Genomic DNA, 26,715 nt, shown 5'->3' with positions numbered 1-26,715 from the left:
CTCGGCGGCTCTGGATCCCGGGCTCCGCTGCGCGGCCCCGGGATGACCGAGTTGATCCTCACACCGATCAGTTCTTCGCCGGCGGCGTGGTCGCGGTGGGGACGTTCGCCGCCTGCTTCTCCGGGTTCTTCACCTGGCTGTAGGCGACGTTGGCGAAGGAGCCGATCACCGCGGGCCAGCTCGGGTTGGCGTATTGCGGATCGTCGCGGCCGACCTTGCAGAAGGCGGTGGTCAGGGCGTTGACCAAGTCGTCGTCGTTGGCACCCGTGTCGGCCGCCTTGATCTGCGGCACAAGGCGGACCAGGGTCGGCACGAAATCCTGCTGCTTCAGGCCGGTGAGGGTCGCCGCGACGCCGACCTTGTCGAAGGCGGCCTTCAGCGTGTCCTGCTCGATCTCGGCGCAGGGGGCGGTGCCGGCCAGCATGGTCTTGGTGGCGGCCCGGGCCTCGGAGGCCTTGCTGCCGGTCACCGGGGGCGCCTTGTTGCCCCAGGAATTGCGGATGTAGTCGGTGACGTTCTTGACCTCGACATCGGTCATCTGCTGGCCGATCGCGACCATCGGGGCGTAGCCGCTCTGGGCGGCCAGCCCGCCATAGATCACCCGCAGCACCGTCTCGGGCCCGTCCGACATCACCGAGGTGTTGCCGGCCAGAGCCGGCACCGCGCCCTCGATGCCCTTGCCGTTGGGCTGGTGGCAGGAGGAGCAGTAGGTCAGGTAGGTCGAGGCGCCCGGCGCGTCGGCGGTGTCGAAGGCGGCGAGATCCTTGGGCTTGTAGGTCTGCTTGGCCGGGACCGTGCGCAGGTAGGCGACCATCGCCTTCAAATCCTCCTCCTTCACCTTGGAGAGGGATTCCATGATGGTCTGGCGCATCGGGCCGGCGGCGACGCCGGGGCGGTCGCCCGGGGCGGTGCCGGTCTTGAGGTAGGTCACCACCTGCTCGTCGGTCCAGGCGCCGATGCCCTGGTGGCCGTCCGGGGTGATGTTGGGGGCGTACCAGCCGTCGATCACGCCGCCGCCGAACCGGCCGGCGAAGCTCGAATTGCCGACGAGCTTGTTCTCGTTGTGGCACATGGCGCAGTGGCCGAGCCCCTCCACGAGATAGGCGCCGCGGTTCACCTCGGCGCTGGCATTCGGATCGGGCTTGAACCGCTCGTCGGTGAAGAAGGCCGTCCGCCAGGTCACGAGCGCGGTGCGGACGCTGAACGGGAACGGGATCTGGCTCTCCTGCCGCTTCTCGTTCACCGCCGGAACCGACTGGAGATAGGCCCAGATCGCCTTGGTGTCCTCGTCGGTCACCTTCGTGAACCAGCCGAACGGGAAGGCCGGGTACAGGTAGCCGACATTCTTGCTGTAGCCGTGCCGGAACGCCTGATCAAAATCCTCGTAGCTCCAGTTGCCGAGCCCGGTCTCCTTGTCGGGGGTGAGGTTGGGGGTCATGATCACCCCGAACGGCATGTTGAGCGCGTAGTTGCCGGCCAGGAACTTGCCGCCCGGGGCGGTGTGGCAGGCGGCGCAATCGCCCATGGTCACGAGGTACTTGCCGCGCTCCACCGGGTCGGAACTGTCCTGCGCCAGGGCCGGGAACGCGAGCAGCAGGCCCGCCAGGATCGGGGCCGCGGCGCGGCCGGAGGAGAGGGCATTCGTGCGCTGCATGGCGACCGCTCCCGAGCCGTCTTTATAGGTTTTCCAGGGTGCTGGCCGAGAACGCGGCGCTTTGCGGCGTTGTTCCTGGCTGCAACGGGGTGCGGCGATGCGCCGTGGCGCCCGCCCGGAACCGAAATCCGAGATCGGTGAGGTGGGCCAGGAGGCCCGCCAGCATCCAGCCTGCGACCACGGGCCAGCCGGCTCCGGTGAGGGCGGCGCGCAGGGCCAGCATCAGGGCCGCCCCGGAGACGAGGTTGGCCAGCAGCGCCGGCAGGGCCACGCCCCGGCGCCGCGCCAGCCAGGCCAGCAGCAGCGCCTCGGCGGCGACCAGCGCCAGGATCGCGTCGACGATCCGGCCCGAGGCGAACAGGGCGTCCATCAGGCGAGCCCCCGGAACGGCGCGTTGAGGCGCACGATCCGCAGGTTCAGGCAGGCGGCGACGCTGACCCAGGCGAGGTAGGGCAGGTTCATCAGCCCCGCCGCGGCGGAGACCCGGCCGGTGACCAGCACCAGCACGGCGATCGACAGCCACAGGGCGGCAACCTCGGCGAGCGCCCAGTCGGGCCGGCGGAACCGGAAGAACAGCACGCTCCAGGCGATGTTAAGCACGCCGTTCACCGCGTAGGCGGCAACCAGCAGCAGCCGGGCGATGGGATCGGGATCGCCGTTCCAGGCCATCACGGCCGCGATGGTGGTGAGCAGGAAGATTACGGTCCAGACCGGCCCGAAGGCCCAGTCCGGCGGCTTCCAGGCCGGGACGCGCAGGCGCCGGTACCAGGCATCCGTCCGGGTCGCGACCCCGCCGGCCACGGCCACCAGGATCGCCGCCACGGCCGCGACCGCGGGCGGCCCCCAGCCCTCGGAGCCCAAAAAGCTCACGGGGAGACCCAGCGGAACAGGTGGGCGAGGTCCTTGAAGAAGATCCGCGCGTGGGCGGCGGGCTTCGCGCGGACCAGCTCCTTGTTCATGTAGCTGTCCCAGGTGAGCTGCTGGACGTCCTTGTCCCGGCAGATCGACACGAACCGCTCGCGCAGGCCGTCGCTGCGGTACCAGACCCACTGCATCATCCCGAGGATCCAGAACACGCGGCCGTGCAGCTTCATGAAGCGGCGGCGGGCCAGAGCGAGCGCCCGGACATCGCCGGTGGTCAGGAAGCTCTTGGCCGCCTCCGCGGAGAGCTGGCCGCCCAGCATCGCGTAGTAGATGCCCTCGCCGGAGGCCGGGGCGACGACGCCGGCGGCATCGCCCGCCAGCAGCACGTCGCGGCCGTTGTCCCAGCGCTTGAGCGGCTTGAGCGGCAGGGGCGCGCCCTCCCGGCGGATCGTCTCGGCACCGTCGAGGCCGGTGGCGACGCGGAGCGCCCGGATCGAGGAGCGCAGCGAGAAGCCCTTCTTGGCGCTGCCGGTGCCGATGCTCGCCGTCTCCCCGTGCGGGAAGATCCAGCTGTAGAAATCCGGCGAGTGCCGGCCCTGATAGTAGACGTCGCAGCGGGCGCCATCGACGGCGTCGCCGCCGGGCGCGTCCGCGGCCGGCACCCGGACGATCTCGTGATAGGCGAAGACCTGTTTCATCCGGTCGTGGCCCGGCACCTCGGCCCGGCCCACCGGCGAGCAGGCCCCGTCGGCGCCGATCACCAGCCGCGCCCGGACCACGTGGCGGGCCTGCGCCTCGCCCTTGCCGGTGGTGAAATGGACCAGCGGCAGGCTGTCATCCGGCCGGGTGATCTTGTCGAAGGCCGCCTCGCGCAGGTCGGCGCCGGCCTGCTGAGCCCGGGCGCGCAGCCACGGGTCGAAATGCTGGCGGTCGACCATGCCGACGAAGCCCTCGCCCACCGGCATGTCCACGGCCTTGCCGCTCGGCGCCACCATCCGGGCGGAGCGGATCTTGGCGACCAGCAGGGAATCGGGAATCGCGAAGTCGCGGATCAGCCGGGGCGGGATCGCGCCGCCGCAGGGCTTGATCCGGCCGGGCTTGTCGAGGAGCAGCACCGCATGCCCGGCCCGGGCCAGCTCGGTCGCTGCCGTGGCCCCCGCGGGCCCGCCGCCGACCACGACGACGTCGTAGGACGCATCACCATGCAACCGAGCCATCGCGTCACCTCGCGCCGAGGATGGGACTGAGCGGGACGGAACCGCGGCCCGGGGCCCGGACGGGCTCGAGCCGCAGGGCCAGCACCACCGCGACGAGGAACAGGATTCCCTCCGCGGCGAAGACGGCGGCGTAGGCCTGGACCGGCTCGGCCGTGATGAGCCGCACCGCATCCACGGCGGCGGCGCCCAGGAAGCCGCCGGCCCCGAAGGCGATGCCCTGGGCCGCGCCCCAGACACCCATGCGGGTGCCCCGCTCCCGTGCGTCGCCGCGGCCGGCGAGCGCCATCATCGAGCCGATGGCGGCGACCGCGTAGGCGCCGTTGGCGACCCCCAGCGCGAACACCACCGGCCGCAGGGGCAGGAGGTCGCCGCCGGCGGCCAAGGCGAACAGGGCGGCGGCCGAGCCGGCACAGCCGAGCGCGATCCAGAGCCGGAGGGAGGCGAGGGGGGTGCCGCGGGCGGCGAGCGTCACGCCGGCGACCAGCAGCATCCCGGCGAGCACCCCGCCATGCTGCAGCCCGGCGAGCTTGGTGGTGGCCCCGGGACTCATGGCGAAGGTCAGGCCGGCATAGGGCTCCAGGATCAGCTCCTGGGCGCTGTAGGCCAGCATCGAGACGAAGACGAAGATCGTGAAGGTCCGGGCCACGGGATCGGCGAGCACATGGCCCAGCACCGTGAAGAACGGTTTTTTGGCCGCCTCGGGCTCCGGCGCCCGCACCGGCAGGCGCCGCTCGACGCCGGCCAGCGCCAGCACCGCCACCGTGAAGGCGATGGCCGAGACCGAGCCGGAGACCGCGACGAGGCGCAGGCCCGAGAACGGATCGAGGAAGTGGCCGGCGAGCGGCGCCGTCAGGGCGAAGCCCAGGATCATCATCACCCAGACGATGGTGGCGGCCGCCCCCCGCCGGGCCGGTGCGACGCCCCCCGAGAGCAGCACCAGCAGGGAGGTCCCGGCTGCCCCGGCGCCGATCCCGACGCACAGGAATGACAGGGCCGCCAGCGCGAGGCCGAGCGCGAGATCGGTGGCGGCGAGCGCCGTGCCGCAGGCCGCCCCGAACCCGCCGAGGCAGAGGGCGGCCATGCCGCCGACGATCCAGGGCGTGCGCGTCCCGCTCCGGTCCGAGCCGTAGCCCCAGCGCGGGCGCAGCACCTGCGCGGCGTAGTGCAGGGCGACCAGGAACCCCGGCACCAGGGCGGGGAGGGCCAGCTCCACCACCATCACCCGGTTGAGGGTGGCGGTCATCAGCACGACGACACTGCCCAAAGCGGTCTGGACCAGGCCGAGGCGGACGATCTGGGGCCAGCCCAGGCCAGCGGCATCCGCCGCGGTTATCCCTCCCCCCTCTGCGGGGGAGGGTGGGCCGGCCGTCAGGCCGGGTCGGGAGAGGGGAGCGACGTTGCTGGAAGGGTCGCGACGGGCGTGCGATCTTGCAGCATCGCGCTGCCCCTCTCCCCCGATGCTGCGCAGGGTACCCTCCCCCGCAGAGGGGGGAGGGAAGGCCGCGACGCTATCCGTGCTCGAACCGGGCTCGCGCATCACGCCCCTACCACCAGCGGCCGCAGCGCGAAGGCGGCGACCAGCATGCCGAGCACGTAGAGGGTCGTGCCGGTGCCGTTATACCAGGCCGCCCGCTCGCGCGGGCTCTTCAGGAACCGGGCCATCAGGGCGACCTGGCCGGCGAGCAGGGCCGCCACCAGGGCGGCGTGGCCCTGGCGCTCCCAGGCGAGCAGCAGGCCGATCACCACGACCTGCGGCACGGCCATGACCAAGCAGGCGAAGCGGGCGGCCCGGTCGGTGCCCATCTGGACCGGCAGGGACAGGAGCCCCATCCGCCGGTCCCCCTCCACGGATTTGAAGTCGTTCAGCGTCATGATCCCGTGGGCGCCGATGGAATAGAGCAGGGCGACGAGCAGCACCCGCCGGTCGGGCAGGGCGGCGGCCATCACGGCGGCGCCGGTGAACCAGGGCAGGCCCTCGTAGCAGAGCCCGACCGCGGCATTCCCCCACCACCCGTTTTTCTTCAGACGCAACGGCGGGGCGGAATAGATCCAGGCGAGCACCAGCCCGAACAGGGCGGCTCCCAGGATCCACGGCCCGAGCGCGGCAGCGACCAGAAGGGACAGCAGCGTCCAGCCGAGGGCCAGGTAGAGGCCCCAGCGCCCCGGGATCCGCCCGGACGGAATCGGCCGGCCCGGCTCGTTGATCGCGTCGACATGCCGGTCGAACCAGTCGTTGGCCGCCTGGCTGGTGGCGCAGACCAGCGGCCCGGCGAGCAGGACGCCCGCGGCGATCACCGGCCATTGCCCGTGGGCCGGCTGCCCGGACGAGATCACCCCGCAGGCGAACGCCCACATCGGCGCGAACCAAGTGATCGGCTTGAGAAGCTCGACGACGGCGCTCGGGGCGGGCGTGGTAGCCATCCCCGCACGCTACCGGGGCGACCGGGCGTGTCAAGCTGGATTTACACTTCGCGGCAAAATGTCGATCCGGCTTGGCGAACAAAGCGCCCCAGCATGCCGACGAATACAAAATCCAATACCGGCTTTGGCCGGACACGATCGTGTCAAGGGATGGTCGATTCGTCGAAGGGTAGAAGTTCTTAAACTTAGCCTTCGAAGAGTCTGCCCGGGGTTGCCGCAGCAACTCTTCGACGAGTCGCACGGGCGATCCCGCCCTCACGGCCGCGTCTGCGCCGGATCGGTGCGGATGCGCCGACGGCATCCGGCCCACGGGCTCTGCCCCGATCGGGCGCCGCCCGTCGCCCTGGGTTGCTGCGCTACGCTCGCAATGACCGTGGGATTTGCAGCGGCCCACCCGGGCGTCCCTATCGCGCCCGCATCCCGATAGGCTGCGCAGCCGCTGCACAGGAGCCCTCCAGCCGGCCGCGCGATCCCTGGACGACTGCTTCGAGGCCTACGCTACGGCTCGGGCGCCCAAGGATGAGGGGATGGGCTGGCGATCCCGCCCATCCCATCGTCGCCACGGCCCAAGCCAGGCCGAAGACCCCGCATCCTGAACCGCAACAGGAATCAATCGTCTTCGCCGGGGGCGTCGAGGTCGCCGACGCCGTAGCGGCGCATCTTGGCGTAGAGGCCCTGGCGGCTGAGGCCGAGCATCTCGGCCGCGGAGGCGCGGTTGTCCCGGGTGATCCGCAGGGCCGCCTCGATACAGAGCTTCTCGATCAGGTCCGTGGTCTCGCGGACCAGGGTCTTCATCGAGACCCGGCCGACCAGCTCGGCCATCTGCTCCACCGAGCGCGGCACGTCGCGGCTGCCGGCGAGCCGGCCCTCGGGGATCCGCCGGGGCGCGGAGCGGATCGCGAAGCCGAGGCACGGCCGGGAGCCCGGCACCGAGACGGCCGCGACCTCGACATCCTCGACGCCGCCATAAGTCCCCCGGATCACCGTGGCGAAGCGGCGGACCGAGCCGTGATCGAGCAGGCTGGCGAACAGGGCCTGGGCCTCGGTATCCTCGCGGCCGAGCCACTGGTCGAGGGGCCGGCCCCGGGCCTGGCCCTCAGTGGCGAGCTGCGCCAGTTCCAGGAAGGCGGCGTTGGCCATCAGCACCCGGCGGGTGGAATCGGTGACCACGAAGCCCTCGGGCATCGCCTCGATCACCGCCCGGGTCGGGGCCTCCTGGTCGGGGCTCGCCTCGGCGGCGGCCGGATCGGCCACCAGCCGCATCAGCGCGCTCGGGCCGCCCTCGCCGCGGAACAGCGAGACCGAGACCGTCACCTCGCCGCGCCCGTGCGGAAGGGTCGCGCGCACCTCCCCGGCCTGGCCGGTCGCCCGCAAGGCGGCGAATTGGGCCTCCAGCGAGCGGGCGCTGCCGGCCTCGAACAGGTCCACGGCGTCCTGGCCGGCGAGCCGTTTGGCCGGGCGGCCGAGCAGGCGCGCGGCGGCGGGGTTCGCCTCGACGACCCGGCGGGTGCCGGCATCGACGACCAGAACCGGCTCGCCGGAGATCTGGAACAGCAGCCGGTAGCGGGCCTCTGAGGCGCGCAGGCGGTCGTAGTCGCGCTCCAGGGCCTGCTGGGCATCGGTAAGCCGGCGCTGGAGCGCGGCCACCGCGCGCATGTCGCGGCCGAGGATGAGGATCGGCCCGCCCTCCACGGAGCGGAGCGAGGCGTAGCGGATCGGCAGGTCGATGCCGCTGGGGGAGGGGTGGTTGATCTGCCGCCAGCGGGTGATGCCGCCGGTCTGGGCGTCGCGCAGCAGCGCGTCCACCTTGGGCCGGCTCTCGACCGTCACGGTGTCGATCCAGCGCCGGCCCAGCCAGCCGGGGATGTTCTCCGCTTCCAGATCGGCCGCCGCGGTGGCGTCCCGGATCACCCCGTCGGCATCGACCACGAGGGACAGGTCGGCCGAGGCCGCGACCAGACGTCCGACCGCCTCTCCATCGAGGTGGCCGGCCACCTGGAGCAGCGCCGCAGGGGGCGGCTGCGGGGTGGGGTGAGGCTGGGGCGTCACGGTCACCGTAATGTGATGGTTGTAGTTTGGACCCTTTCAGCAGGCCAGGGCGCGTCTGTCCAGCAACGCTTCGGCCGTGGCCGGCGCCAGGCACCCGTCCGGTGCACAGGCATCGGCGCCGACGATGCCCGCCTCGCCGCCGTAGCGGGCGAAATACGGACCGCCGACGATCACCCGGACCTGGGGATTGCTGGAGGCTTGCCGGACATCCGCCACGGTAACGGTCAGGGCGGGCAGGAACACGTCGCAGGACAGCGACAGCCCGACCACGTCGAACCACTCGGTGCGCAGCAGGTTCAGGGGATCGACCCCAGGCCCGGGGACCGCGGTGGTCACGTCCCAGCCGGCCTCGCGGAAGAAGCTCGCGACGATCGACAGGCCGAAATGATGGGTCTCGCCGGGGCAGGGCAGCAGCAGCACGCTGCGGCCGTTGGCCGGCACCGACTCGTCCTCGAGCTGCGCGCAGAGGCGCCGGCTCACCGCCTGCAGCCGGCCCAGCGCCTCGGTCACGGCGAGGAAGTCGCAGACATCGTCCTCCCAGAGCTCGCCGAGGTGGCGCGCCGCCGGGGCGAGCAGGTCGAGGAGCAGGCGCGGCAGGGGCAGCCCGCCCTCGCGCAGGGCGGAGACCTGGCTGTCGAGGTCGATCGGCCCGGGGGTGAGCAAGAGGGCGCTGAAGGCCGCGATCTCGTCCGGGCTCGGAGCCCGGTCGGCCTGGGCGCGGCGGCCGGCGGGCCGGTGGGCCAGCATCAGCCGGGGCAGGATCTCCGCCTCGACCAGGCGGGCCAGCGCGTCCGGCACCGCCTTGTCGTCCGCGGCGGGGCGCGGGATGGATTGGTGGCGCACCCGCGGGCCGTCCGCGAAGGACGACCGCCCGTCGCTCATCGTGCCGCAGCCGCCGGCGACCGGCCCAGGATCCAGACGCTCACCGAAATGCCTCCAGTCTCCCATCGGCATCCCTCCCAGAAGCGGCCCCGGCCCGGATGGACCGGCGGTTCCGCATGCGCGTCGAGCACGGCGTTGTCCGCCTGTCTTCTCACGTCTTCGTCGTCGTCGATCCTCGGATCAAACCAGCCAAGCTACGAAAGCCCCAACCAGCGTTCGGAACGATACCCGAGCCGCCGATCTTGGCAATGACTTGGAACAAAGAAAATATGTCAAACCGCATGTCATCTCAAAGAAGCGTCAAGTGCACTTGACACTTTTGGGGATGCGGCCCTAGCCTCTGCCAACGACGACGTCCCAGGACGACGCCGAGAGCAGGGGAGCGGATGCATGGGTCCCGGGGACCGTCCAGCACGACCGCTCTACACGGCCGCCGAGCGCCTGCGGCGCGACGCCTCGCCCTGGACCCTGGTGCAGGGCGTGCTGGCCCCGGTGCAATTCGCGATCTTCCTGGTGAGTCTCGCCCTGGTGCTGCGGGCGCTCGCCACGGGACAGGGCCAGCTCGCCGCCGAAGCATCCGTGGTCGTGAAGACCCTGGCGCTCTACGCGATCATGGTCACCGGCTCGATCTGGGAGAAGGCGGTGTTCGGCCGCTGGCTGTTCGCCCCGGCCTTCTACTGGGAGGACATGGTCAGCATGCTGGTGCTGGCCCTCCACACCGCTTACCTCGCCGCCCTCGCCACCGGCGCCCTCGGCGCTCAGGCCCTGCTGATCCTCGCGCTGGCGGCCTACGCGACCTACCTGGTCAATGCCGGGCAGTTCCTGCTGAAGCTCCGGTCCGCCCGCCTGGAAGGCGCCGGCACAGGCCAGCCGCAACTCGCGGAGGCCCTGTCGTGAACGCGCCCGTCCCGCCCCCGGTGGCCGCGTGCGGCGGCATCGACCTTCATCAGGAGCACGGCCAGCGCGCGGTGTTCTGCGGGCTCACCGGCATCGTCTGGCTGCACCGGAAGATCCAGGACGCCTTCTTCCTGGTGGTCGGCTCGCGCACCTGCGCCCACCTGATCCAGTCGGCCGCCGGGGTGATGATCTTCGCCGAGCCGCGCTTCGCCACCGCGATCATCGACGAGCGCGACCTGGCCGGGATCGCGGACGCCAACGAGGAACTCGACCGGGTCGTCACCCGGCTGATCGAGCGGCGGCCGGACATCAAGCTCCTGTTCCTCGTGGGCTCCTGCCCGTCCGAGGTGATCAAGCTCGATCTGTCCCGGGCGGCCCAGCGCCTGTCGGGGCGCCTCGCGCCGGTGCGGGTGCTGAACTATTCGGGCTCCGGCATCGAGACGACCTTCACGCAGGGCGAGGATGCCTGCCTGGCCGCCCTGGTGCCGGAACTGCCGCGGGCGCCCGCCGAGGAAGCGCCGTCGCTGCTGATCGTCGGCGCGCTGGCCGACGTGGTCGAGGACCAGTTTCTCCGGATCTTGTCCGCGATGGGGATCGCCGACGTCCGGTTCCTCCCGGCCCGCCGGGCCGGCGCGATGCCGGCGGTCGGGCGCAATACCCGATACCTGCTGGCCCAGCCGTTCCTGGCCGACACCGCCCGGGCGCTGGACGAGCGCGGCGCGCGCCGGCTCGCCGCGCCGTTTCCGCTCGGCGCCGAAGGCACCACCGGCTGGCTGCGCGCGGCTGCCGAGGCCTTCGGGATCGATGACGCGACCTTCGCGGCGGCGACCGCGGCCGGGCGCGCCCGGGCCGAGACCGCGCTCGCGCCGCATCGCGACAAGCTCGGCGGCAAGCGGGTGTTCTTCTTCCCCGATTCGCAGCTCGAAGTGCCGCTCGCGCGGTTCCTCGCCCGCGAGCTCGGCGTGGCGCTGGTCGAGGTCGGGACGCCCTACCTGCACCGGGCGCATCTGGCGGCCGAGATCGAGATGCTGCCGGCGGGCACCCGGGTGACTGAGGGCCAGAGCCTCGACGACCAGATGGATCGCTGCCGGGCGGAGCGGCCGGACCTGACGATCTGCGGCCTCGGCCTCGCCAACCCGCTGGAGGCCGAGGGCCTCTCGACCAAGTGGTCGATCGAGCTGCTGTTCACCCCGGTCCAGGGCTACGAGCAGGCCGGCGACCTCGCCGAATTGTTCGCACGCCCGCTCCGGCGGCGCGCGCTGCTGGAGGTGTAGGGCGATGCAGCTCACCCTCTGGACCTACGAAGGCCCCCCGCATATCGGCGCGATGCGCGTCGCCACCGCGATGCACGGGCTGCACTACGTGCTGCACGCGCCGCAGGGCGACACCTACGCCGACCTGCTGTTCACGATGATCGAGCGGCGGGATGCCCGCCCGCCCGTCACCTACACGACCTTCCGGGCGCAGGATCTCGGCCGCGACACCGCCGAGCTGTTCAAGACCTCGGTCGCCGCCGCCTACGCGCGCTTCCAGCCGCAGGCGATGATCGTCGGCGCCTCCTGCACCGCCGAGCTGATCCAGGACGATCCCGGGGGGCTCGCCAAGGCGCTCGATCTGCCGATCCCGGTGATTCCGCTGGAGCTGCCGGCCTACCAGAAGAAGGAGAACTGGGGCGCGTCCGAGACCTTCTATCGGTTGGTCCGGGCCCTCGCGGGACCGGCCTCGCCCCGAAGCCCGGATGAGTCGCGGCAGCGCCCGCTCTGCAACATCCTGGGCCCGACCGCGCTCGGCTTCCGCCACCGCGACGACCTGATCGAGATCCGCCGGCTGCTCGACACGCTCGGGATCGCCGTCAACGTGGTGGCGCCGCTCGGCGCCGGCCCGGCCGATCTCGGCCGACTCAAGGATGCCGACTTCAACGTCGTGCTCTACCCGGAAACCGCCCGCAGCGCCGCCGAATATCTCAAGAAGAGCTTCGGGCAGCCCTTCACCAAGGAAGTGCCCCTCGGGGTCGGCGCCACGAACCGCTTCGTGGCGGAGGTCGCGGCTCTGGCCGGCATCGATCCGGCGCCACTCCTCGACGGCCCCGGCTCGCGCCTGCCCTGGTACTCGCGCTCGGTCGATTCGACCTACCTGACGGGCAAGCGCGTCTTCGTGTTCGGCGACGCGACCCACGCGATCGGCATCGCCCGGATGGCCGCCCGGGAACTGGGCTTCACCGTCGTGGGCCTCGGGACCTACGGCCGCGAATTCGCCCGCGAGGTCCGGGCCGAGGCGGCCGAGCACGGCATCGAGGCCCTGATCACCGACGATTACCTCGACGTCGAGGCCGCGATCCGCGCCGCCGCCCCGGAACTCGTCCTCGGCACCCAGATGGAGCGCCACGTCGCCAAGCGGCTCGGCATCCCCTGCGCGGTGATCTCCGCCCCAATCCACGTCCAGGATTTCCCGGCCCGCTACGCCCCGCAGATGGGCTTCGAGGGCGCCAACGTCCTGTTCGACACCCTGGTCCATCCGCTGATGATGGGCCTCGAGGAACACCTGCTCGGCATGTTCCGGGAGGATCCCGAATTCCACGACGGCGTCGGCCCGTCGCATCTCGGCGGCACGCCGTTCGAGGCCCCGCCGGTCGCGGCGCCCGTACCCCCGGCGACCCCAAGCCCGGCAGTCGCGCCGATCCTCCTGGAGGAAGCGGTCACGATCACGGATGCCCCCTGGGCCCCCGAGGCCGAGCGGGAACTGAAGAAGATCCCGTTCTTCGTGCGCGGCAAAGCGCGCAGCAACACGGAGAAGTTCGCCCGTGAGCGGCGGCTGCCGCTCATCACCCTCGAAACCCTCTACGACGCCAAGGCGCATTATGGCCGCTAGAGCGCTCCCCGCCGGCCTGGAGGCCGGCTCGTCGAAGGCGGACGCCTCGCAGCGCCGGCCGCCGATCCGCGTCGTCATCGTCACCCTCGACAACCACCTCGCGAGCGCGGTCGAGCGGGCGCGCCTGCGCCTGCGGTCCGAGATGCCCGGCGTGGTGCTCGGCTTCCACGCCGCGGCGGAGTGGGACACCGATCCCGCGGCCCTCGACGCCTGCCGCAGCGACATCGCCCAGGCCGACATCGTACTCTCGGCCATGCTGTTCATGGACGAGCATGTCCGGGCGATCCTGCCGACCCTCGCGGCCCGGCGCGACGCCTGCGACGCGATGGTCGGCTGCCTCTCGGCGGGCGAGGTGGTGAAGACGACCAAGCTCGGCCGCTTCGACATGAGCGGCACCAAGCGCAGCGCCCTGGACTTCCTGAAGAAGCTGCGCGGCAAGCCCGGCCAGCAGGGCAATGCCGGCCGCCAGATGGCGCTGGTGCGCAAGCTGCCGAAGATCCTGCGCTTCATCCCGGGCTCGGCGCAGGACGTGCGCGCCTACTTCCTGACGCTGCAATACTGGCTGGCCGGCTCGGACGAGAACGTCGCCGCCCTGGTCCGTTTCCTGGTGCATCGCTACGCCGCCGGCGCGCGCGCCGTGTGGCGCGACGGCCCGGCCGCGCCGGCCCCGCTCGACTATCCCGAGACCGGCCTCTACCACCCGCGCATGGCCGGCCGGATCGGCCAGGACCCGTCCCGCCTGCCGCGCGCGGCGGAGGCGCGCGGCCGGGTCGGGCTGCTGCTGATGCGCAGCTACGTGCTGGCCGGCAACACCGCCCATTACGACGGGGTGATCGCCGCCCTCGAGGCCAAGGGTCTCGACGTGGTGCCGGCCTTCGCCAGCGGCCTCGACAACCGCCCGGCCGTGGACGCCTTCTTCATGCGCGACGGACGCGCCCGGATCGACGCCCTGGTCTCGCTCACCGGCTTCTCGCTGGTCGGCGGCCCGGCCTACAACGACGCCGCGGCGGCCGAGGCGATGCTGGCGCAGCTCGACGTGCCCTACCTCGCCGCCCAGGCGCTGGAATTCCAGACGATCGAGCAATGGGAGGCGGGCGAGCGCGGCCTGTCGCCGGTCGAGGCGACCATGATGGTCGCGATCCCCGAGCTCGACGGCGCCACCGCCCCGATGGTGTTCGGCGGCCGCTCCGCGGCATCCGGCAGCGACAACGCCCGGGACATGCGCGCCCATCCCGAGCGGGTCGCGCGGCTGGCCGAGCGGGTCGAGAGCCTCGTGTCCCTGCGCCGGACGCCCAAGGCCGCGCGCAAGATCGCCGTGGTGCTGTTCAACTTCCCGCCGAATGCCGGCGCCACCGGCACCGCCGCGTTCCTGTCGGTCTACGCCTCGCTGCTCAACACCCTGAAGGGCCTGGCGGCGGACGGCTACGCCGTCGAGGTCCCGGAGAGCGTGGACGCCCTGCGCGAAAAAATCCTGGACGGCAACGCCAAGCGCTACGGGACCCAGGCCAACGTCCATGCCCGCATCCGGGCCGAGGACCATGTCCGGCGCGAACGATACCTCGCCGAGATCGAGACCCAGTGGGGTCCGGCGCCCGGCCGCCACCAGACCAACGGCGCCGACCTGTTCGTGCTCGGCGCGCAATTCGGAAACGCCTTCGTCGGGGTGCAGCCGGCCTTCGGCTACGAGGGCGACCCGATGCGCCTGCTGTTCGAGCGCGGCTTCGCGCCGACCCACGCCTTCTCGGCCTTCTACCGCTACCTGCGCGAGGATTTCGCCGCCGACGCCGTGCTGCATTTCGGCACCCACGGGGCGCTCGAGTTCATGCCCGGCAAGCAGACCGGCCTGTCCGAGGCCTGCTGGCCGGAGCGCATGATCGGGGCGCTGCCCAACATCTATCTCTACGCGGCCAACAACCCGTCCGAGGGGACGCTGGCCAAGCGCCGCTCGGCCGCGACGCTGGTGAGCTACCTGACCCCGAGCCTGGCCACCGCCGGGCTCTATCGCGGGCTGCTCGACCTGAAGAGCTCGATGGAGCGCTGGCGCGGGCTCGACCTCGAAGCGACGGCCGAGCGCGAGACCCTCGCCCGGCTGATCCAGGAGCAGGGCGCCGCCGTCGATCTCGTCCCCGCCGAGCCGGCCTGGACCGGCGACCTCGGCGCCCGGGTCGCGAGCCTCTGGTCCGCCGTGCAGGAGCTGGAGCAGACCCTGATCCCGCACGGGCTGCACGTGGTCGGCGAAGGCGTGCCGGAGGCGGAGCGGATCGACCTGCTGCTCGCCCTCGCGGAAGCCTCGCACGGGCTCAAGCCCGATCGCGCCGGCATCGCGGCGCTCGTCGCGGGGCAGGGCGCCGAGGCGGCCTTTTCGGCCTCCGGGCTGCCGGCGGATACCGAGACCCGCGCCGCCTTCGCGGGGCTGGCCAAGACCGACGCCCTCCTGGCGCGCGACCACGAGATCCCGGCGCTCCTGCGGGCGCTCGACGGCCGCTTCATCCCGCCGGTGGCCGGCGGTGATCTCCTGCGCAACCCGGCGATCCTGCCGACCGGGCGCAACATCCACGGCTTCGATCCGTACCGCCTGCCCTCGGCCTTTGCGGTGGCCGACGGCGCCCGCCAGGTCGAGCGCATCCTCGAGCGCTTCGCCGCGGACGGAAAACCCTGCCCCGAGAGCGTCGCCCTGGTCCTGTGGGGCACCGACAACCTCAAGAGCGAGGGCGGCCCGATCGCCCAGGCGCTCGCCCTGATCGGCGCGGCCCCGCGCTTCGACGGCTACGGCCGGCTCAGCGGTGCGGTGCTGATCCCGCTCGAAACGCTCGGCCGCCCGCGGATCGACGCGGTGGTCACCCTCTCGGGCATCTTTCGGGACCTGCTCCCGCTCCAGACCAAGCTCTTGGCGGAAGCGTCCTTCCTCGCCGCCACCGCCGACGAGCCCCTCGAAAAGAATTTCGTGCGCAAGCACGCTTTGGCGATCCAGGCCGAGCAGGGCTGCGACCTGGAGACGGCGGCGTTGCGGGTCTTCTCCAACGCCGAGGGCGCCTACGGGGCCAACGTCAACCACCTCGTCGATTCGGGGAGCTGGGACGACGATGCCGAGCTGTGCGAGACCTTCTCGCGCCGCAAGAGTTTCGCGTATGGCCGGAACGGCCGCCCGGCGCCGCAGCGCGACCTGATGAAGGCGGTGCTGGCCTCCGTCGACATGGCCTACCAGAACCTCGATTCCGTCGAGGTCGGCGTCACCTCGGTGGACCATTACTTCGACGGACTCGGCGGCATGGGCCGGGCGGTGGCCCGCGCCCGCGGCGAGGCGGTGCCGATCTACATCAGCGACCAGACCCGCGGGGAGGGGCGCGTGCGCTCCCTCGAAGAGCAGGTGGCGCTGGAGACGCGCACCCGCATGCTCAACCCGAAATGGTACGAGGGGCTGCTCAGCCACGGCTACGAGGGCGTGCGCCAGATCGAGTCGCACCTGACCAACACGGTCGGCTGGTCGGCCACCGCCAACGCGGTCCAGCCCTGGATCTACGAGCGCATCACCGAGACCTACGTGCTCGACCCCGCCATGCGCGAGCGCATGGCCGCCCTCAACCCCACCGCCTCCGCCAAGGTCGCCCAACGGCTGATCGAGGCCCACAAGCGCGGCTTCTGGACCCCCGACGCAGCGATGCGGGACGCCCTCGACCGGGCCGAGGAGGAACTGGAAGATCGTCTCGAAGGCGTCACCACAGGAGTCGCCGCATGAACATCGCCATCCGCAATCCGGTCATCGCCCGGAAGGAAGACGGCAGCGTCCAGGTCGCCCTCGACCCGGACCTGAAGATCGAGACCGCGAAGGTGTTCGCGGTCTACGGCAAGGGCGGCATCGGCAAGTCCACCACCTCGTCGAACCTGTCGGTGGCGTTCTCGAAGCTCGGCAAGCGGGTGCTGCAGATCGGCTGCGACCCCAAGCACGACTCGACCTTCACGCTGACCAAGCGCCTCGCCCCGACGGTGATCGACGCCCTCGAGGCGGTGAACTTCCATTCGGAGGAGCTGCGCGTCGAGGATTTCGTGGTCGAGGGCTATAACGGCGTGATGTGCGTCGAGGCCGGCGGCCCGCCCGCGGGCACCGGCTGCGGCGGCTACGTGGTCGGCCAGACCGTGAAGCTCCTCAAGGAGCACCACCTCCTGGAGGATACCGACGTCGTCGTGTTCGATGTGCTGGGGGACGTGGTCTGCGGCGGCTTCGCCTCGCCCCTCCAGCACGCCGACAGGGCGCTGATCGTCACCGCCAACGACTTCGATTCGATCTTCGCGATGAACCGGATCGTGGCGGCGATCCACGCCAAGGCGAAGAACTACCCGGTGCGGCTCGGCGGCGTCATCGCCAACCGCTCGGCCAAGACCGACGAGATCGATCGGTTCAACGACGCGGTCGGCCTGAAGCGCCTCGCCCACTTCCCCGACCTCGACGTGGTCCGCCGCTCGCGGCTCAAGAAGTCGACCCTGTTCGAGATGGAATCGTCTCCCGAGCTCGACGCGGTGACGGCCGAGTACATGCGGCTCGCCGAGACGCTCTGGGCCGGCGAGGAGCCCTGCGAGGCCGTGCCGATGAAGGACCGCGACCTGTTCGAATTTTTGGGATTCGATTGATGGCGGGCGCGAGCTACGACACCCGCAGGGGTGAACTGACCACCTATTTCGACCGCACCGCGGTCGAGGCCTGGTCGCGCCTGACCTCCGACGCGCCGGTGAGCCGGATCCGCGCCACCGTGCGGGCCGGCCGCGACGCGATGCGCGCGACGCTGCTCTCCTGGCTGCCCGCCGACATGGCGGGCCTGCGCCTGCTCGATGCCGGCTGCGGCACCGGGGCGCTCAGCGTCGAGGCCGCCCGGCGCGGCGCCGAGGTGGTCGCCATCGACGTCTCGCCGACCCTGGTCGGCCTCGCCCGGGACCGGCTGCCGGCGATCCCCGGACCCGGCCGGATCGCATTCCGCGTCGGCGACATGCTCGACCCGGGCCTCGGCCGGTTCGACCACGTGGTCGCGATGGATTCGCTGATCCACTATCGCGCCGCCGACATCGTCCGGGCGCTCGCGGTGCTGGGCGCCCGCACCGACGGCTCGGTGCTGTTCACCGTGGCGCCGCGCACGGCCCTGCTTACTGTGATGCACGCTGCCGGAAAGTTTTTCCCCCGCGGCGACCGCTCGCCGGCCATCGTGCCGGTGACCGAGGGCGGCTTGCGCCGGCGGATGTCCTCGGAGCCGGCGCTCGCCGGATTCACCTGGGCGCAGAGCCATCGGGTCAACAGCGGCTTCTACCTGTCGAACGCGATCGCGCTGACGCGCGCCTCACAACAAAGCCCGCATCCTGAGGTGCCGGAGCGCAGCGGAGGCCTCGAAGGAGCCCTCCAGCCGGCCGCGCGATCCCTGGAGCCCTCCTTCGAGGCGGCTGCGCCGCACCTCAGGATGAGGGGGAAGGATGGGACGGGGGGGACCCCCGCATGAGATCCGGCCGCGCCCTGACAAACGCCCTCATGCGCCTCGGCCCGGCGATCCTGCCGTTTGCGGATGCCGCCACCGTCGAGCTGCCGATGGGGCGGCTGCTGCGGCTGGCCCTGTTCCAGGTGACCGTCGGCATGGCGGCGGTGCTGCTAATCGGCACGCTCAACCGGGTGATGATCGTCGAGCTCGGCGTCCCGTCCTGGATCGTCGCCGTGATGCTGGCCCTGCCGCTGATCTTCGCGCCGCTGCGGGCCCTGGTCGGGTTCCGGTCGGACACGCACCGCTCGGTGCTGGGCTGGCGGCGGGTGCCGTATATCTGGTTCGGCACCCTGCTCCAGTTCGGCGGCCTGGCGATCATGCCGTTCGCCCTGCTGATCCTGTCGGGCGACACCACCGGCCCGCTCTGGGTCGGGGATTTGGCCGCGGCGCTGGCGTTCCTGCTGGTCGGGGCCGGTCTGCACACCACCCAGACCGTCGGCCTGGCGCTGGCCACCGATCTCGCCCCGGCGCATGCCCGCCCGAAGGTGGTGGCGCTGCTCTGCGTCGCCCTCCTGTTCGGCATGATGGCGAGCGCCCTGCTGTTCGGGCTGTTCCTGGCCCACTTCTCGCCCGTTCGGCTGATCCAGGTGATCCAGGGCGCGGCGCTGGTCACCATCGTGCTGAACGGGGTCGCCCTGTGGAAGCAGGAGCCCCGTGATCCGAACCGGGCTCAGGCCGCGCCGGCGCGGGACTTCCGCTCCTCCTGGCGCGACTATGCCGGGCAGGGCGCCGCGCGCCGGCGCCTCGTGGCGATCGGGCTCGGCACCGCGGGGTTCTCGATGCAGGACATCCTGCTCGAACCCTATGGCGGCCAGATCCTGCATCTCTCGGTTGGGGCGACCACGGCCCTGACCGCTCTGCTCGCCGCCGGCGGCGGGCTCGGCCTGCTGATCGCCGCCCGCTGGCTCGGCCGCGGCGGCGACCCGTTCCGGGTCTCGGCCGTCGGCGTCGGCATCGGCATCCTGGCCTTCTCGGCGGTGGTCTTCGCGGCGCCGCTCGCCTCCGCCGACCTGTTCGCGGCCGGCGTCAGCCTGATCGGGCTCGGCGGCGGGCTGTTCGCCCACGGCACGCTCACCGCCTCGATGAACCGGGCCGGGCCCGAGGATACCGGGCTGGCGCTCGGCGCCTGGGGCGCCGTCCAGGCGAGTGCCGCGGGCATCTCCATCGCCGCGAGCGGCATCGTGCGCGACCTCGGCGGCGCCATCGCCCAGTCGGGGGTCCTCGGCGAGGGCATGAACGAGCCCGCGATCGGCTACCTGATCGTCTACCACATCGAGATCGCCCTCCTGTTCGCGGCCCTGATCGCCCTGGGCCCGCTGGTTCGGGAGGATGCGCGCGCGGCGATTCGCGATCGCCTCGGCGGCACCCTTGCCGAACGGACGGCCTGAGACTCGGGGAGGACAACCATGCCAACCGGCGCCATTACGGGTTACGTCGACGTCGCCCAGGTCGTGCTCTACGCCTTCTTCATCTTCTTCGCCGGGCTGGTCTTCTGGCTGCGCCGCGAGGACCGGCGCGAGGGCTATCCGCTGGAGAACGAGATCGTCGGCCGCCGCAAGGCGCCGGACCCGGTCCTGATCCCGCGCTCCAAGGCGTTCCACCTGCCGGGCGGCGAGACCACCTACGCGCCGCAGGCGATGCAGGGCCGGGACGACATCGAGACCGGGATCCCGGCCCGCAAGGTCGAGCCCTGGCCCGGCGCGCCCTACGAGCGGACCGAGGCCTCCCTCCAGGCCGGCGTCGGCCCGGGCTCCTGGGTGGTCCGCCACGACGTCCACGACAAGACCTGGGACGAGGAGTACCGGATCGTGCCCCTGCGGGTCGCCACGGCCTTCGTCATCCATGAGGACGGCCCGAACCCGATCGGCATGACCGTGTTCGGCACCGATAACGCGGTGGCGGGTGTGGTCAGCGACGTCTGGGTCGACCGCGGCGAATCGCTGATCCGCTACTACGAGGTCGAATTGCCCACAGGTGGCCGCCGGCTGATGCCGACCACGTTCTGCCGGGCCGGCGGCTTCACCAAGACGGTGAAATCCGAGGCCCTGCTCGCCGCCCAGTTCGCCGACATCCCGGCGACCCGGGATCCCGACAGCATCACCTTCCTGGAGGAGGAGCGGATCATGGCCTATTTCGGCGCCGGCACGCTCTACGCCACCCCGGCCCGGGCGGAGCCCCTGCTATGAGCGGCGATTTCCTCCCCGAGGGCACCCTGCGCGGGTTGCCCGGCCCGCTGCCGGCGAACGAGCGGATCCTGTGGCAGGGGGCCCCGACCACCGGGGGGCTGCTGGTCCGGGTCTATCACGCCCGCCTGGTCGCGGCCTGGTTCGCCGCCTGCGCCCTGGCCTTCGGGCTCACGGCCGGCTCGCCCGTCTCGGCGCTCGCCACGGTCGGCCCGACCCTGGCGGTCGGCGCGGTCGGGCTCGCGCTGCTCTGGCTGTTCGCGTGGCTCAGCCACCGGACCACGGTCTACACGATCACCGACCGCCGGGTGGTGCTGCATACCGGCATCGCCCTGCCGGTGACCCACAACGTCCCCTTCGCGCAGGTGGAGGGTGCGGCGTTGCGTGCCTTCACGGATGGGAGCGGGGATCTGCCGCTCCGGTTGCGGCCGGGCCTGCGCATCGCCTACCTTCAGCTCTGGCCGCATGCCCGGCCCTGGCGCATCGCCCGGACTGAGCCCATGCTGCGTTCCGTCCCGGATGCGGACGCGGTGGCGGCGCTCCTGGCGCGGGCGGTCGAGGCCCATGCCGCGGCGTCGCAGACGGTGCGGCCGGTGATCGTCCCGCGTCCGCGGGCGGTCCAAGAAAATCCCGGCCGCCTCGTCGCGGCCGAATAGGGAGAGGCGCGATGGGCGAGCGGGCGGAGAGCGTCGGCCGAGCCGCAGGACCGGCACCGGCCCTGCTGATGATCGGCGCCGGGGCGCTGATGGGCTTCGCCATGCTGGCCGTCCTGATCGGGCGCAGCGAGGGCATCGGCATGATCGCCCTGCCGGCGGCCAAGCCGGTCACGCGGCTCGAATTCCGCGCCGAGGACCAGGTCGACGGCTCGATCGCCCTGCGCAACGCCGCCGACCGGCAGATCGTCGCCTGGATCCGCCCCGGCGAGGACGGTTTCCTGCGCGGGACCCTGCGGGGCCTCGCCCAGGCCCGCCAGCGCGACGGCCTCGGGCCGGAACAGCCGTTCAGCTTGACCCGCTACGATGACGGCCGCCTGTCGCTCGCCGACGACGCCACCGGCCGCCGGGTGCCGCTCGAAGCCTTCGGCCCGACCAATGCCGGCGCCTTCGCCCGGCTGCTCGCCGCCGCCGGCCCGGAGACGCGCTGATGGGCCTGTTCGCACGCCGCACCGTCACCGTGCCCTGCACGATCGAGATCGAGCAGACGCCCGAGAGCCTGCACGCGCACGTCACCCTGGATTCCGGCTTCGAGATCGAGCCCGGCGACGCGGTTCAGGTCCACGACGCCCCGACCTCCGTGCCCTACGGCGAGCGGCTCACCGTCCGCCGCACCGCCACCGTCACCCGGGCCGGCCTGCTGGAGCGGGCCTGGACGAAGCTCGTCGCCCATCTCGAACTGACCGAGCTCTACGAGGTCAGTTTTTCCGAGAGGAGGAAGCTGTGAACGCTCCTGTCCCGCCGCTCTCCGGCCAGCCGGTCCCGAAAACGCCGGTCAACGAATCGACCAAGGCCGCCCAGGAAACGACGTTCCTGAGCCCGCGCTTCTACACCACCGATTTCGACGAGCTCGACCGCACCGACGTCGAGCCGGTGCGCCGGGACTGGGACCTGCTCATCGCCGAGCTGCGCGCCGACCCGAACAAGCGCCACTTCACCCGCAACGCCGATTTCGACTGCGACCTGTCGCAGATGGAGCCCGAGCTGCGGAAGGAGTTCCTGGATTTCCTGGTGTCGTCGATCACCGCCGAGTTCTCCGGCTGCGTGCTCTATGCCGAGATGCGCAAGCGCGCGAAGAACAAGGACATCAAGGAGCTGTTCGGGTTCATGAGCCGCGACGAGGCGCGCCATGCCGGCTTCATCAACGACACGCTGAAGGATTTCGGCATCGGGGTGGATCTCGGCTTCCTCACCAAGTCCAAGAAATACACGTTCTTCCGGCCGAAATTCATCTTCTACGCGACGTACCTTTCGGAGAAGATCGGCTACGCCCGCTACATCACCATCTTCCGCGAGCTGGAGAAGCACCCGGAGCGGCGCATCCACCCGATCTTCAAGTGGTTCGAGCTGTGGTGCAACGACGAGTTCCGCCACGGCGAGGCCTTCGCGCTGCTGATGCGCGCCAACCCGAAGCTGACGAGCGGCGTGAACCGCTACTGGATCCGGTTCTTCCTGCTGGCGGTCTTCGCCACGATGTATGTGCGCGACCATCACCGCCCGGCCTTCCACGCGGCGCTCGGGGTCGATCCCACCGACTACGATTACAAGGTGTTCCGCATCACCTCGGAAATCTCGCGGCAGACCTTCCCGCTGGAACTCGACCTCGACAACCCGAAGTTCCGGGCCGGGCTCGACAGGCTGCTCGCCTGCTCCCGGGCGATCGCCGAGGCCCGGGCCCGGGGCGGCGTCCTGGGCAAGCTCAAGCACGGCGCCCAGGTGCTGCGCGCGGCCGCCACCTTCGTCCGGCTCTACCTCCTGCCGGTCAAGGCGAACGCCCTGCCGGCCGATATCCGCCTCCAGCCGGTCTGGTAGGATGGCGACCTACGCCGTACCGGTCGCCTACGCCCTGGTGCTCTGGTGGTTCTCCACCGGGCTGATCCTGCTGCTCGACCACGCCCCGCGGCGCACGCATCCGTGGAGCATGGCCGGCGCGACCCTGCTGCTCGCCGGCGCCCTGGTGGCGATCCGCTTGAGCGCGCAGGATACCAGCGCGGCGGGGGCCTACACGGCGTTCACGGCGGCCCTGGCGGTCTGGGGCTGGCAGGAGATGAGCTACTACATGGGCTTCCTGTCGGGCCCGAAACCGGCCGCCTGCGCGCCGGGCCTGCGCGGGCTCGACCGGTTCCTGGCGGCGCTCGCCACCAGTCTCTGGCACGAATTCGCCATCGTGATCGGCGGCCTGGCGATCCTGGCCCTGGTCTGGGGCGGGGCCAACACCATCGCCCTCTGGACCTACGGCGCGCTCGTGGTGATGAACCTGTCGGCGCGGCTCAACCTGTTCCTCGGGGTGCGCAACCTGCACGCCGAGTTCCTGCCGGACCATCTCGGCTACCTGGCCTGCTATCTGTCCCGCAAGCCGATGAACCTGCTGTTCCCGGTCTCGGTGAGCCTCGGGACCGTCGCGGCGGGCCTGCTCGGGCGGGCGGCCCTCGGCCCGGACCTGCTGGCGCACGAGCTGGTCGGCTTCACCGTCCTGGCGACCCTGATGGCTCTGGCGACGCTCGAACACTGGTTCCTGATGCTGCCGCTGCCCTCGGCCGAGCTGTGGCGCTGGAGCCTGCCGGCCCGGGCGCCGGACCGGGCGGCGCGGCCGGGGGATAACGGGTAGACCCGGCCATCACGAAAGGATTTCGCGCGCGCACCAATTTGGAACTGGTCTCGTGCGAAACCCGACCTCACAGGCGGGGGCAACCCGCGAATCAATCGGGGAGAGGCGACATGGACTACGAGACCTTCTTCGGAGCCGAGATCGCCGGACTCCACCGCGAGGGCCGCTACCGGGTCTTCACCGACCTCGAGCGCCACGCCGGCAACTTCCCGCACGCCACGCACCACCACCCGGCGGGCACGCGCCCGGTCACGGTCTGGTGCTCCAACGATTATCTCGGCATGGGCCAGCACCCCGCGGTGACGGGTGCGATGCACGAGGCGATCGACCGCTGCGGCGCCGGGGCCGGGGGCACCCGCAACATCTCCGGCACCAACCACTACCACGTGCTGCTGGAGCAGGAGCTCGCCGACCTCCACGGCAAGGAGGCGGCCCTGCTGTTCACCTCCGGCTACGTGTCGAACTGGGCGGCGCTCGGGACCCTGGCCTCGCGCCTGCCGAACTGCGCGGTCTTCTCCGATTCCGAGAACCACGCCTCGATGATCGAGGGCATCCGGTTCTCCCGGGCCGAGCGCCACATCTTCCGTCACAACGACCCGGAGGATCTGAACCGGAAGCTCGCTCTGGTCGATCCGGCCCGGCCGAAGCTCGTCGCGTTCGAATCCGTGTACTCGATGGACGGCGACATCGCCCCCATCGAAGAAATCTGCGACGTGGCCGAGGCCCATGGGGCGCTCACCTATCTCGACGAGGTCCACGCGGTCGGCCTCTACGGCGCCCGCGGCGGCGGCATCTCGCAGCGCGACGGCGTCGCCCACCGCCTCGACGTGATCGAGGGGACGCTGGGTAAGGCGATCGGCGTGCACGGCGGCTACATCACCGCCTCGGAGAAGCTGTGCGACTTCGTGCGCAGCTTCGCCTCCGGCTTCATCTTCACCACCTCGCTGCCCCCCGCGGTGGCGGCGGGCGCCGCGGCCTCGATCCGCCACCTGAAGGCCAGCGGCACCGAGCGGGCGCGCCATCAGGAGCGCTGCGCCAAGGTCCGGACCGCCCTGGAGGCCGCCGACATCCCGGTCCTGCCCAACGACAGCCACATCGTGCCGGTGATGGTCTGCGATCCGGTGCTGTGCAAGGCGATCTCCGACACCCTGCTCGACGAGTTCGGCATCTACGTGCAGCCGATCAACTATCCCACCGTGGCCCGCGGCACCGAGCGCCTGCGGATCACCCCGTCGCCGCTGCACACGGATGCCGACATCGCCCATCTGGTCGGGGCGCTCTCCACGATCTGGGCGCGGATCGGGCTCCGGCAGAAGGCGGCGGAGTAGGGGTTCCCTTCTCCCACCCGCTCCCGCATCCTGAGGTGCCCGCGTAGTAGCGAGCCTCAGGATGAGGAGGGTGGATCGGATGCCTCCTCCCAGCATCGGGTCAGTGCGTGCCAACCTTCCCCTTCTCGGCCATCGTCGCGCAGGACGAGATGCGCCAGGCGCTGCTGATCGCCGCGGTAGATCCGTCCATCGGCGGCGTGCTGGTCTTCGGCGACCGCGGCACGGGGAAATCCACGGCGATCCGGGCGCTGGCCGCCCTGCTGCCGCCGATGCGCGCGGTGGTCGGCTGCCCGTACAATTGCGACCCCGACAGCCCGGCGGAGAGCTGCCCGCACTGCGCGAGCCTGCCGGGCGCGCGGAGAAAGTCCGAAAAGAAGCCGGTGCCGGTGGTGGACCTGCCGCTCGGGGCCACCGAGGACCGGGTGGTCGGAACGCTGGACCTGGAGCGGGCGCTGGGCGCCGGCGTGAAGGCGTTCGAGCCGGGGCTGCTCGCCCGGGCCAATCGCGGCTTCCTGTATATCGATGAGGTGAACCTGCTCGAGGACCACCTCGTGGATCTCCTGCTCGATGTCGCGGCCTCCGGGGTGAACACCGTCGAGCGCGAGGGCCTCAGCTTGCGGCACCCCGCAAAGTTCGTCCTGGTCGGCTCCGGCAACCCGGAGGAGGGCGAGCTGCGCCCGCAGTTGTTGGACCGGTTCGGGCTGGCCTGCGAGGTCGCGACCCCGCAGGACATCGCCACTCGGATCGCGGTGGTGCGCGCCCGCGATGCCTATGAGCGCGATCCCGAAGGGTTCTGCGCCGCCCGGGCGGGCGACGAGGCGGGGATCCGAAAGAAGATCCTGCTGGCCCGGGAACGCCTGCCGCATCTGGCGGTGCCGGATTCGGCGCTGGAGCGCGCGGCGCAGCTCTGCCTGGCGCTCGGCACCGACGGCCTGCGCGGCGAGCTGACCCTGATGCGCACCGCACGGGCGCTGGCAGCCCTCGACGGCGCCGAGTCGGTCACCGACGACCATATCCGCCGGGTCGCCCCGGCCGCCCTGCGCCACCGCCTGCGCCGCAACCCGCTCGATGAGTCCGGCTCGACCGCCCGGGTCGAGCGGGCGCTGGCGGAGGTGTTTTCGTGACGGGACGTGCGCAACCGCTCCCTCCCCCCTCTGCGGGGGAGGGTACCCTGCGCAGCAGGGGGGGAGAGCGACTGTCTGTCGGGTCAAGGGGCGATTGCGAGGTCGCGTCGGATATCGCGGGCCTTTGCGTTGAGGCGCACGAGCAGCTTGCGGGCGAGCGCGACGCGGATGAGCTTTTTGGGCTTTCCGGCCTGGCTCAACCGATGGTGGAGGTCGGCGAAGTCAGGCTCGTACCGGCGCACGATCTCGGCGACGACGAACAGGACGCCGCGCACGCCCGCGCGGCCGCCGCGCACCGGGCGCTTGCCGGCGCGCCGGCCGCTGTCGTTGGCGATGGGCGCCAGCCCGGCGAGCTTGGCCACGGCCTTGTTGGACAGGGTGCCGATCTCGG

Annotated in this window: 24 protein-coding genes; 15 read left to right on the top strand and 9 right to left on the bottom strand. The window is 71.5% G+C overall.

Annotation, left to right across the window (positions count from 1 at the left end; translation table 11 throughout):
- Positions 1-67: 67 nt before the first annotated feature.
- From BMZ47_RS18800 to BMZ47_RS18765, 8 genes are all read right to left on the bottom strand, one after another.
- Positions 68-1,654 (bottom strand): c-type cytochrome, encoded by a 1,587-nt coding sequence (locus BMZ47_RS18800; protein ID WP_091863768.1) that lies wholly within the window; start codon positions 1,652-1,654, stop codon positions 68-70.
- A 22-nt stretch (positions 1,655-1,676) separates the two neighbouring features.
- A complete protein-coding gene (locus BMZ47_RS18795; RefSeq protein ID WP_007560945.1) occupies positions 1,677-2,024 on the bottom strand; it encodes a hypothetical protein in 348 nt (115 codons plus the stop codon).
- On the bottom strand, positions 2,024-2,524 hold the full coding sequence (locus BMZ47_RS18790; protein WP_091863767.1) for a TspO/MBR family protein: 501 nt from the start codon (positions 2,522-2,524) through the stop codon (positions 2,024-2,026). Before BMZ47_RS18790 ends, BMZ47_RS18795 begins: the two co-directional genes overlap by 1 nt.
- Positions 2,521-3,735, bottom strand: a complete 1,215-nt coding sequence (locus BMZ47_RS18785) for a geranylgeranyl diphosphate reductase (protein WP_091863766.1) — start codon at positions 3,733-3,735, stop codon at positions 2,521-2,523. The genes BMZ47_RS18790 and BMZ47_RS18785 overlap by 4 nt, the downstream gene beginning before the upstream one ends.
- A gap of 4 nt (positions 3,736-3,739) precedes the next feature.
- On the bottom strand, positions 3,740-4,978 hold the full coding sequence (locus BMZ47_RS18780) for a BCD family MFS transporter (protein ID WP_425285075.1): 1,239 nt from the start codon (positions 4,976-4,978) through the stop codon (positions 3,740-3,742).
- Between the two features lie 293 nt (positions 4,979-5,271).
- Positions 5,272-6,156 (bottom strand): chlorophyll synthase ChlG, encoded by an 885-nt coding sequence (gene chlG / locus BMZ47_RS18775; RefSeq protein WP_091863765.1) that lies wholly within the window; start codon positions 6,154-6,156, stop codon positions 5,272-5,274.
- A gap of 609 nt (positions 6,157-6,765) precedes the next feature.
- Positions 6,766-8,211, bottom strand: a complete 1,446-nt coding sequence (ppsR, locus tag BMZ47_RS18770) for a transcriptional regulator PpsR (RefSeq protein ID WP_091863764.1) — start codon at positions 8,209-8,211, stop codon at positions 6,766-6,768.
- Between the two features lie 30 nt (positions 8,212-8,241).
- Positions 8,242-9,153, bottom strand: coding sequence for a cobalamin B12-binding domain-containing protein (locus BMZ47_RS18765; RefSeq protein WP_091863763.1), 912 nt, complete (start codon positions 9,151-9,153; stop codon positions 8,242-8,244).
- Positions 9,154-9,477: 324 nt separating this feature from the next.
- Between BMZ47_RS18765 and bchF the strand changes: the two genes are divergently transcribed.
- The 15 genes from bchF to bchI all read left to right on the top strand — a co-directional run bounded on the left by bchF (position 9,478) and on the right by bchI (position 26,324).
- Positions 9,478-9,984, top strand: coding sequence for a 2-vinyl bacteriochlorophyllide hydratase (gene bchF, locus BMZ47_RS18760; protein ID WP_091863762.1), 507 nt, complete (start codon positions 9,478-9,480; stop codon positions 9,982-9,984).
- Entirely contained in the window at positions 9,981-11,258 is a 1,278-nt protein-coding gene (locus BMZ47_RS18755; RefSeq protein ID WP_425285074.1) for a ferredoxin:protochlorophyllide reductase (ATP-dependent) subunit N, read from the top strand. The genes bchF and BMZ47_RS18755 overlap by 4 nt, the downstream gene beginning before the upstream one ends.
- A 4-nt stretch (positions 11,259-11,262) precedes the next feature.
- Positions 11,263-12,852, top strand: a complete 1,590-nt coding sequence (gene bchB, locus BMZ47_RS18750; RefSeq protein WP_091863761.1) for a ferredoxin:protochlorophyllide reductase (ATP-dependent) subunit B — start codon at positions 11,263-11,265, stop codon at positions 12,850-12,852.
- Complete coding sequence (locus tag BMZ47_RS18745) at positions 12,842-16,588, top strand: magnesium chelatase subunit H (protein ID WP_244536862.1); 3,747 nt, start codon at positions 12,842-12,844, stop codon at positions 16,586-16,588. The genes bchB and BMZ47_RS18745 overlap by 11 nt, the downstream gene beginning before the upstream one ends.
- Positions 16,585-17,478, top strand: a complete 894-nt coding sequence (bchL, locus tag BMZ47_RS18740) for a ferredoxin:protochlorophyllide reductase (ATP-dependent) iron-sulfur ATP-binding protein (RefSeq protein ID WP_091863760.1) — start codon at positions 16,585-16,587, stop codon at positions 17,476-17,478. Before BMZ47_RS18745 ends, bchL begins: the two co-directional genes overlap by 4 nt.
- Entirely contained in the window at positions 17,478-18,332 is an 855-nt protein-coding gene (gene bchM / locus BMZ47_RS18735) for a magnesium protoporphyrin IX methyltransferase (protein WP_091863759.1), read from the top strand. The genes bchL and bchM overlap by 1 nt, the downstream gene beginning before the upstream one ends.
- Complete coding sequence (locus BMZ47_RS18730; protein ID WP_091863758.1) at positions 18,329-19,756, top strand: BCD family MFS transporter; 1,428 nt, start codon at positions 18,329-18,331, stop codon at positions 19,754-19,756. The genes bchM and BMZ47_RS18730 overlap by 4 nt, the downstream gene beginning before the upstream one ends.
- An 18-nt stretch (positions 19,757-19,774) precedes the next feature.
- A complete protein-coding gene (gene puhA / locus BMZ47_RS18725) occupies positions 19,775-20,554 on the top strand; it encodes a photosynthetic reaction center subunit H (RefSeq protein ID WP_091863757.1) in 780 nt (259 codons plus the stop codon).
- Positions 20,551-21,207, top strand: coding sequence for a photosynthetic complex putative assembly protein PuhB (gene puhB / locus BMZ47_RS18720; protein ID WP_007560914.1), 657 nt, complete (start codon positions 20,551-20,553; stop codon positions 21,205-21,207). The genes puhA and puhB overlap by 4 nt, the downstream gene beginning before the upstream one ends.
- Positions 21,208-21,218: 11 nt before the next feature.
- Positions 21,219-21,695 (top strand): photosynthetic complex assembly protein PuhC, encoded by a 477-nt coding sequence (puhC, locus tag BMZ47_RS18715; protein WP_007560913.1) that lies wholly within the window; start codon positions 21,219-21,221, stop codon positions 21,693-21,695.
- Positions 21,695-21,991 (top strand): O2-dependent cyclase accessory protein, encoded by a 297-nt coding sequence (locus BMZ47_RS18710; protein ID WP_007560910.1) that lies wholly within the window; start codon positions 21,695-21,697, stop codon positions 21,989-21,991. The genes puhC and BMZ47_RS18710 overlap by 1 nt, the downstream gene beginning before the upstream one ends.
- Positions 21,988-23,076: a magnesium-protoporphyrin IX monomethyl ester (oxidative) cyclase gene (gene acsF, locus BMZ47_RS18705; protein WP_091863756.1), complete on the top strand. Its 1,089-nt coding sequence runs from the start codon at positions 21,988-21,990 to the stop codon at positions 23,074-23,076. The genes BMZ47_RS18710 and acsF overlap by 4 nt, the downstream gene beginning before the upstream one ends.
- A gap of 1 nt (position 23,077) precedes the next feature.
- On the top strand, positions 23,078-23,872 hold the full coding sequence (gene puhE / locus BMZ47_RS18700) for a putative photosynthetic complex assembly protein PuhE (RefSeq protein ID WP_091863755.1): 795 nt from the start codon (positions 23,078-23,080) through the stop codon (positions 23,870-23,872).
- 110 nt (positions 23,873-23,982) lie between these two features.
- Positions 23,983-25,200: a 5-aminolevulinate synthase gene (gene hemA / locus BMZ47_RS18695; protein ID WP_091863754.1), complete on the top strand. Its 1,218-nt coding sequence runs from the start codon at positions 23,983-23,985 to the stop codon at positions 25,198-25,200.
- A 107-nt stretch (positions 25,201-25,307) separates the two neighbouring features.
- Positions 25,308-26,324, top strand: a complete 1,017-nt coding sequence (bchI, locus tag BMZ47_RS18690; RefSeq protein WP_091863753.1) for a magnesium chelatase ATPase subunit I — start codon at positions 25,308-25,310, stop codon at positions 26,322-26,324.
- Positions 26,325-26,407: 83 nt separating this feature from the next.
- On the opposite strand, the gene BMZ47_RS18685 is transcribed toward bchI, so the two are convergent.
- A partial coding sequence (locus BMZ47_RS18685; RefSeq protein WP_139220976.1) for a transposase occupies positions 26,408-26,715 on the bottom strand: 308 nt, incomplete at its 5' end.

The organism is Methylobacterium brachiatum, from assembly GCF_900113845.1.
Classification (GTDB): Bacteria; Pseudomonadota; Alphaproteobacteria; order Rhizobiales; family Beijerinckiaceae; genus Methylobacterium; species Methylobacterium brachiatum.
The sequence above is the reverse complement of the archived record's forward strand: the minus strand, read 5'-3'. Positions and strand labels throughout refer to the sequence as shown.

What these genes read in the sequence shown, in the direction of transcription:
- puhE (WP_091863755.1), top strand. Translation starts at nt 23,078, where the DNA reads ATGGCGACCTACGCCGTACCGGTCGCCTACGCCCTGGTGCTCTGGTGG.
- puhB (WP_007560914.1), top strand. Translation starts at nt 20,551, where the DNA reads ATGAGCGGCGATTTCCTCCCCGAGGGCACCCTGCGCGGGTTGCCCGGC.
- hemA (WP_091863754.1), top strand. Translation starts at nt 23,983, where the DNA reads ATGGACTACGAGACCTTCTTCGGAGCCGAGATCGCCGGACTCCACCGC.
- BMZ47_RS18730 (WP_091863758.1), top strand. Translation starts at nt 18,329, where the DNA reads ATGAGATCCGGCCGCGCCCTGACAAACGCCCTCATGCGCCTCGGCCCG.
- bchF (WP_091863762.1), top strand. Translation starts at nt 9,478, where the DNA reads ATGGGTCCCGGGGACCGTCCAGCACGACCGCTCTACACGGCCGCCGAG.
- puhA (WP_091863757.1), top strand. Translation starts at nt 19,775, where the DNA reads ATGCCAACCGGCGCCATTACGGGTTACGTCGACGTCGCCCAGGTCGTG.
- bchL (WP_091863760.1), top strand. Translation starts at nt 16,585, where the DNA reads ATGAACATCGCCATCCGCAATCCGGTCATCGCCCGGAAGGAAGACGGC.
- BMZ47_RS18745 (WP_244536862.1), top strand. Translation starts at nt 12,842, where the DNA reads ATGGCCGCTAGAGCGCTCCCCGCCGGCCTGGAGGCCGGCTCGTCGAAG.
- bchB (WP_091863761.1), top strand. Translation starts at nt 11,263, where the DNA reads ATGCAGCTCACCCTCTGGACCTACGAAGGCCCCCCGCATATCGGCGCG.
- chlG (WP_091863765.1), bottom strand. Translation starts at nt 6,156, where the DNA reads ATGGCTACCACGCCCGCCCCGAGCGCCGTCGTCGAGCTTCTCAAGCCG.
- BMZ47_RS18785 (WP_091863766.1), bottom strand. Translation starts at nt 3,735, where the DNA reads ATGGCTCGGTTGCATGGTGATGCGTCCTACGACGTCGTCGTGGTCGGC.
- bchM (WP_091863759.1), top strand. Translation starts at nt 17,478, where the DNA reads ATGGCGGGCGCGAGCTACGACACCCGCAGGGGTGAACTGACCACCTAT.
- BMZ47_RS18795 (WP_007560945.1), bottom strand. Translation starts at nt 2,024, where the DNA reads ATGGACGCCCTGTTCGCCTCGGGCCGGATCGTCGACGCGATCCTGGCG.
- BMZ47_RS18800 (WP_091863768.1), bottom strand. Translation starts at nt 1,654, where the DNA reads ATGCAGCGCACGAATGCCCTCTCCTCCGGCCGCGCCGCGGCCCCGATC.
- BMZ47_RS18780 (WP_425285075.1), bottom strand. Translation starts at nt 4,978, where the DNA reads ATGACCGCCACCCTCAACCGGGTGATGGTGGTGGAGCTGGCCCTCCCC.
- BMZ47_RS18765 (WP_091863763.1), bottom strand. Translation starts at nt 9,153, where the DNA reads ATGGGAGACTGGAGGCATTTCGGTGAGCGTCTGGATCCTGGGCCGGTC.
- BMZ47_RS18710 (WP_007560910.1), top strand. Translation starts at nt 21,695, where the DNA reads ATGGGCCTGTTCGCACGCCGCACCGTCACCGTGCCCTGCACGATCGAG.
- puhC (WP_007560913.1), top strand. Translation starts at nt 21,219, where the DNA reads ATGGGCGAGCGGGCGGAGAGCGTCGGCCGAGCCGCAGGACCGGCACCG.